This window comes from Commensalibacter sp. A3DC (assembly GCF_047307945.1).
GTDB lineage: Bacteria > Pseudomonadota > Alphaproteobacteria > Acetobacterales > Acetobacteraceae > Commensalibacter > Commensalibacter melissae.
Map to the genome: position 1 here is coordinate 1 of NZ_JAXOQA010000127.1, position 1443 is coordinate 1443.

Consider the following 1443-nt stretch of genomic DNA (forward strand, 5'->3'; position numbering starts at 1 on the left):
TTCTACCAAAAACTTAAAGTAACAGACTTTTCTATCGATAGGGTATCGTTTGATATTGAGGTATTATCAACGGCTCATCTGTATGAATATGATCTTATTATAGTTGAAGGAAATAATTTGGATAAATTGTTTTTTTCGACCATTAGAGAATTGCGCGCATTAAATGAAAAGATTTCTATTATTGTTGTTTCCAGACAAAATAATCTGGAAAGTAAGATAAAAGCTTTTCAGGCAGGTGTGGATGATTATGTGTTAATTCCATTTTATGAGGATGAGCTGATTGCAAGATGCAAGGCGGTTTTGAGACGTGTCCAAAAAGTATTTTCCAAAAAAATTATTCATATTGATGCATTAAGTATCAATTTGGAAACACATGAAGTATTCGTTAATAAAGCATTGGTTCATTTGACAGGCAAGGAATATCTTATTTTGGAATTGCTTATTTTACAACGGGGCACTTTAATTACAAAGGCGGCACTTTTAAACCATTTATACAAATGCAATGTAGAACCCGATATTAAAATTATTGATGTCTTTGTATGTAAATTAAGAAAAAAATTACAAGATGCTGGTGCGGAAGATTTTATTTCAACAATATGGGGACAAGGTTATATCTTCCGTAAATCAACAATGGATAGTGAATGAAAATAGATATTACGTTTCACCAATCTTTATTCGGAAAATTGTTCTGAAATAATCCGTTCTGACAAGCTTTGATTTGGATTGAATAGTAAACAAGATTTTATAGATTTGTTTTCTTTGACAGTAATCTCGACAACGTCACGTATCTCTGTGAAATCGGCTACAGCTGCTATAGGGCGTTTATTTTCTTCCATGGTCAAGAATTGAAAAAGAGTTGTTGAAGGAAGTAATGCGCCTCTCCATCGGCGTGGCCGAAAAGGACAAATAGGAGTTAAGGGTAACAAATCAGAATTTAAGGGAACGATTGGACCATGTGCTGATAAATTATAGGCTGTCGATCCTGCGGGTGTTGAAAGAATGATACCGTCGCAAATCAGTTCAGATAACCTGATCTTATGATTAATTATCACCTTTATTTTGGCTGCCTGTCTGGTTTGCCGGTATAAAAATATATCATTAAAAGCTAGGGCTGTGTGTGTTTTACCATCAACTGTTTTAGCTGACATGGCCAAAGGATGAAGGCAAGTTGGTTGGGTTTTTTGAAGTAGTGATGGAAGATCCTTCTTGATCTTGGGATTTGTAAGGAAACCAACAGAACCGAAATTGATACAATAAATTGGAATCTGATAATTAATATAAGTATGAAGTGTTTCTAGAACAAAACCATCACCACCAATACAGATAATGACTTCGGCTTGGTCGATACTTGCGTTTCCATATTTTTTTACCAGGTCATTTTTATATTGAATTGCCTCGGGTTTATCCATGGATAAAAAATGAAACTTTGTGGGTGGATTATCA

Annotated in this window: 2 protein-coding genes; one reads left to right on the forward strand and one right to left on the reverse strand. The window is 34.4% G+C overall.

What is annotated here, in order from left to right; genetic code table 11:
* A partial coding sequence (locus U0839_RS08790) for a response regulator transcription factor (RefSeq protein WP_413550515.1) occupies nucleotides 1-645 on the forward strand: 645 nt, incomplete at its 5' end.
* Between the two features lie 26 nt (nucleotides 646-671).
* On the opposite strand, the gene U0839_RS08795 is transcribed toward U0839_RS08790, so the two are convergent.
* Nucleotides 672-1443: NAD kinase (locus U0839_RS08795; RefSeq protein ID WP_413550516.1), on the reverse strand; the 772-nt coding region annotated here is incomplete at its 5' end.